4 protein-coding genes are annotated in these 5,020 nt (G+C 44.8%); 2 read left to right on the forward strand and 2 right to left on the reverse strand.

Annotated elements, in window-relative coordinates; all coding sequences use genetic code 11:
• Positions 1–195 precede the first annotated feature (195 nt).
• Positions 196–2,217, forward strand: a complete 2,022-nt coding sequence (fusA, locus tag Q0541_RS09250) for an elongation factor G (RefSeq protein WP_298908637.1) — start codon at positions 196–198, stop codon at positions 2,215–2,217.
• Between the two features lie 272 nt (positions 2,218–2,489).
• The gene (locus Q0541_RS09255) at positions 2,490–3,266 is read left to right on the forward strand and encodes a GNAT family N-acetyltransferase (protein WP_298908640.1); all 777 of its coding nucleotides are present in this window, start codon (positions 2,490–2,492) and stop codon (positions 3,264–3,266) included.
• 328 nt (positions 3,267–3,594) lie between these two features.
• Here the strand turns inward: Q0541_RS09255 and Q0541_RS09260 are convergent, their stop codons facing one another.
• Both Q0541_RS09260 and Q0541_RS09265 read right to left on the reverse strand, forming a co-directional pair.
• Positions 3,595–4,128: a hypothetical protein gene (locus Q0541_RS09260; protein ID WP_298908643.1), complete on the reverse strand. Its 534-nt coding sequence runs from the start codon at positions 4,126–4,128 to the stop codon at positions 3,595–3,597.
• A 166-nt stretch (positions 4,129–4,294) separates the two neighbouring features.
• The gene (locus Q0541_RS09265; protein WP_298908645.1) at positions 4,295–4,843 is read right to left on the reverse strand and encodes a DUF4142 domain-containing protein; all 549 of its coding nucleotides are present in this window, start codon (positions 4,841–4,843) and stop codon (positions 4,295–4,297) included.
• Positions 4,844–5,020 lie beyond the last annotated feature (177 nt).

The following is a 5,020-nucleotide window of genomic DNA, read 5'->3' on the forward strand; positions in this document are numbered from 1 at the left end:
TGTTCAGAGTATCAACAACTGTGATTTTTTACAAATGATTTAGGATTGCTATACCTATTTTAAACGTTAGCTAGGGCAACAATCAACGGTTTTTCTGTATTATCAGCCTTTTCTTTTAATTGTACTACATATATAATACAGAATATGTCACTACTCAAGTGGTGGCTGTTTGTCGCTTGAACAAAAGGAAATTTTATGATTCCCCGAAAACGCATCCGTAATATTGGTATCTCTGCCCACATCGACTCTGGTAAAACTACGCTTTCAGAGCGAATTCTCTTCTACACGGGCAGAATCCACGCTATTGAGGAGGTGCGGGGAGGTGGCAAGGGTGCAACAATGGACTTTATGCCAGAGGAAAAACTGCATGGTATAACCATTACTTCCGCTGCTACCACTTGCCAGTGGCACGATACTCAAATTAATCTGATTGATACACCTGGACACGTAGATTTCACAATTGAAGTGGAACGCGCCCTGCGGGTATTGGATGGGGCAGTGATGGTGCTGTGTGCTGTGGCGGGTGTCCAGTCCCAGTCTATTACGGTGGATCGGCAAATGAAGCGCTATCGTGTGCCGCGTTTAGCATTCATCAACAAAATGGATCGGACGGGGGCAGATCCATTTCGGGTAGTACAGGGAATACGCGATCGCTTGCAACTAAATGCGATGTTGCTCCAGTATCCTATTGGCAGTGAAGACCAATTCCAGGGAGTGATTGACCTGGTAGAAATGACTGCTGACTACTTTGAGGCTGAAAACGGGGAAAACTGCGTGAAAAAGTCAATACCCGAACCTCTTAGGGATGAGGCACAACAGGCACGTGACAAGCTGCTAGATACTTTATCGCTGTTCTCAGAATCCATGACCCAGATGCTACTGGCGGGTGAGGAGATTCCCAAAAAATTAATTTGGCAAACCATCCGACAGGCAACTTTGAGCCTAGAATTTACGCCTGTATTGCTGGGTTCGGCATTCAAAAATAAAGGAGTGCAAAACTTATTGGATGCAGTTGCGCTCTATTTACCATCTCCGATAGATAGAGAAGTGGTTAAAACCGCAGAGTCGGAGAGTATCTACCCTAACCCCGATGCTTTTTTGGTGGCATTGGCATTTAAACTCACCGTCGAGTCCTTTGGGCAGTTGACCTATACCCGCATTTACTCCGGGACACTGAAGCCAGGCGATACCGTCTACAACTCGCGGACTGAACAGCGGGTGCAAATCGGTCGCTTGGTGAGAATGCACGCTAATAAGCGAGAAGAGGTAAAAGTTGCCGTGGCGGGGGATATTGTTGCCCTGTTGGGTGTGAATTGTGCTTCTGGTGATACATTCTGTTCTGGGGAACCACTGATATCTCTGGAAAAGATGTTTGTGCCCGAACCAGTGATTACTTTGGCGATTACGCCCAAGAAGCAGGAAGATAGCGATCGCCTTTCCAAAGCACTCAATCGGTTTCAAAGGGAAGATCCCACCTTCCGGTTGAGTATCGACCCCGAATCAGGTGCAACTCTGATTTCTGGGATGGGCGAACTCCACTTAGAAATCTACGTGGAACGTATCCAACGTGAATATAATGCCGAGGTCTACGTCGGTACTCCCGCCGTGGCGTACCGGGAAACCATTGGGCAACGAGCTACCTTTGACTACCGATTCAAGAAACAGTCAGGCGGCCCCGGTCAGTACGCCCATATTACTGGATGGATTGAACCCACAGACGAGCCGTTTGTCTTTGAAAATCGGGTGGTTGGGGGTGCGATTCCCAAAGAATATATTCCTGCGTGCGAGAAAGGTTTCCGTGAGGCAATGCAATCAGGAAAGCTGGAAGGCTATCCGGTAACTGGGGTGAAAGTCGTTCTGGATGGTGGTTCTTATCACCCAATTGACTCTTCAGAATTGGCTTTCCGGTCAGCCTCCCATCAAGCAATTGAGGGTGCGATCGCCAAAGCAAAACCCTACATCCTCGAACCAATTATGCTTGTAGATGTGGAAACACCTAACGAGTTCATGGGAAGGGTTCAAGGTGACCTCTCATCCCGTCGAGGTTTGTTGTTGGGTTCCGAGACAATGCAGGGATACACGGTGATTCGAGCAGAAGTACCGCTGGCACGAATGTTTGGGTATTCTACAGAGTTGCGCTCTATCACTTCTGGCATGGCTACTTTTTCAATGGAGTTTGCCTGCTATCGCCAGTCATCAACCCACATTAGCAATTAGCATCTTGAAGTAGTTTTATTTAGGGACATAGCATAACTGTGTCCCTTTCAATTACCCCACTAAAAGCTTGCTGAATTCTAAATAGGACTTACGTAAAAACTCTCCCAAACTCTTATTCCTCTGTGTCCTTCTCTAACGAGACGCTGCGCGAATGCGGTAGCCTGCGGCAAGCTGCTCTGCATCTACGTTTTTTCATAATTTCGTCCTGCTAAATTCTGGCGAATGTATTCTTCTTCAATCGGTAAACTAAATTGGACACTCAGGAGTTTTTTGTGCCTACTTTGAGAACCCTGCAACCTGGAGATGAAGTATCGTTGGAAGCATTTCTCTTGCAACACACTGATACTTCTATGTTTTTGCGCTCTAATTGGCGAGCTGCGGGACTGCTTGACCAAGGTGAAAGATTTCAAGGAACTTACATAGCGGCCTACATAGATGAAACTATAGTGGCAGTTGCAGCCCACTTTTGGAATGGGATGGTAATAGTCCAAGCCCCTGTACATTTGCCAGAGGTGGTGCAAGCAGTTGTGGCCCAATCTGGGCGTGCTATTTCTGGAATTAGTGGGCCAGCAGCACAAGTCGAAGCAACAAAAAGTATTTTGGGATTTAGCAACCGACCAACTCAGCTTAATGAGCCAGAGATATTGTTTTCTCTAACACTGCAAGACTTGCAAATACCTCAAGCCTTAGCATCGGCAAAGGTGCAGTGTCGTTTGCCACATGCAGAGGAGTTGGAATTACTCACCGAATGGTGTGCTGCTTATAATGTGGAAACTTTAGGACAAACAGATACTTGCAGTTTACGTCCAGCTTGCCGTCTCGTAATTGAAGCACGTCAATCTACGGCTATGCATTGGGTTTTGGTAGCAGAAGATACTCCTGTTTCTTACTCTGCCTTTAATGCCAGCCTACCTGATATTGTGCAAATTGGTGGAGTATGGACACTGCCAGCCCTGCGCGGTAAAGGCTATGCCAAAAGTGTGGTAGCAGGCTCATTGTTAGATGCGCGATCGCTCTTAGTAAAACGCGCTATCCTGTTTACTAAATGATAATAACCAAGCAGCTCAAGCCGTTTATCGAGGAATTGGCTTTTTGCCTACTGGCGAGAAGTATGGCTTAGTGTTATTTGAAGAGACTCAGGCTTGAGAAATATTGGTTTCAACACAAATATTGTTAGAGACGCAACACCTTACCGAATTTTAGATTTTAAATTTTAGATAATGGAATTGAATAATTCAATTCCATTATTCTTGATACAAGAAAGAGCATTCATCCGGCGCGACTCAATCTTTGGTAGTAAAGAAAGCAGCAAAGGGCGAACGCAATGACAGAATAGCGATCGCACATTCGCACATTATATAACTCCCAAATTTTGACTTAATTCCCCACAAGTTTGCTCTTTTGTGAATTGTCTGTATAGCCTTGAATATTTTCCGGTTCAAATTGACGCAGTACGCGCGTAGCTTCGCGTATTAAATCCTCATTTCCGGTAACTGCAATTAAGTATTTGCCAGCATTCAGACGGTTACGATAGGGTAAAGCATCGCCACTGCCAACTGTAAACCCGACAGTTCGACCGATTAAACCAGCGCCCAAAGCCCCGGCTATAGCTCCTAAGATCCCAGCCAGAAATTCATTGCCAAATCGAGCAAACTGGGGAAATATTTCAATTTTTGTGAGATAGTTGAAGGCATAACCTGCAACAAATCCAAAGGGTACAAGCCACCAAAAGAGCCGATTTGATTGTTTGCGGGCTTGCTTGTCGGGATCAATTAGTCCAAATTCATCAGCACTTAGATAACCATCGCCTAAAATATTCACTTGTGAAGTTGGCAAGCCTGCTTTTTCTAGAGCAGAGTTGGCGGCTTCTGCTTGTATTCGATCTGGTAAAACTGCAACAAGGTAATTCATAAGACCTCGCGGAAAATATGAAAGATAAAGTAAATATGTAGACACCTTACTGGCGTCTACATACAAATCCAAGAGTGATTAAAACTGATATTTATAGCAATTGCTTTTTTGACAACTGCTCTATCGCCGTAGTGGTGAGGTAAAATTAAGCGATCACATTATCTGATCACTTGGTACTTCTAGTAGATTGAGCTGTAAGGGCGCGAGCGTGTTGCAAATGCTCTTCCAGAGTCGGCAAAGTTTTAGTTGCCCAAGCTTTCAAGTCCTGATCCTGTCCTTGGTCTGCCTCCCGCTGGAATAAGGATACAGTTTTAACATGATCCTTAACCATCTGGTTCATGTATGCTTGGTCAAAGGTGGCGCCAGAAAGCTTTGAGAGATTAGCCTTAACTTTCCTATTCTCACGCCCGATGCTTTTTGGAAGAGTGATACGCTTCTGGGCAGCTAATTCTTTAAGTTCATTGTTTGCCTGAGTATGATCTTGAACCATACCCTGTCCAAACTGTTTCACCTCATTCTTTAGCGCCCGTTGCGAAGCCAACTGCCCAAGCTGTACTTCTGCCATACCGCCCCTAGCAGCTTGGGTAACAAATTGCCTATCTGTAGAACTGATAGCATTCTGAGTTGCTCTAGTTGGAGTTTGATTTGACTGAGCAGTGGTTATATTTTGTCCAGATGCAGCGGAAAATGCGCCAATGGCTACAAGCGCAGCCATAATTATTTTTTGTTTGATCATAACTAAATTTTATCCTTACTTAAGTTTTTTTGTGCAACAATAAAACTGCTGAATGCCATCCGATACCAATTTGAAAAATGATTGCGAAAGATGAAGGTTTTAAAGGGGAGCATCTCAGTTTTTGAAGTACCTCAAACCGACAATAATCCATTAAGG

The sequence above is a fragment of the uncultured Nostoc sp. genome (genome assembly GCF_937863485.1).
Taxonomy (GTDB): Bacteria; Cyanobacteriota; Cyanobacteriia; order Cyanobacteriales; family Nostocaceae; genus Nostoc.

What these genes read in the sequence shown, in the direction of transcription:
- Q0541_RS09265 (WP_298908645.1), bottom strand. Translation starts at nt 4,843, where the DNA reads ATGGCTGCGCTTGTAGCCATTGGCGCATTTTCCGCTGCATCTGGACAA.
- Q0541_RS09260 (WP_298908643.1), bottom strand. Translation starts at nt 4,128, where the DNA reads ATGAATTACCTTGTTGCAGTTTTACCAGATCGAATACAAGCAGAAGCC.
- fusA (WP_298908637.1), top strand. Translation starts at nt 196, where the DNA reads ATGATTCCCCGAAAACGCATCCGTAATATTGGTATCTCTGCCCACATC.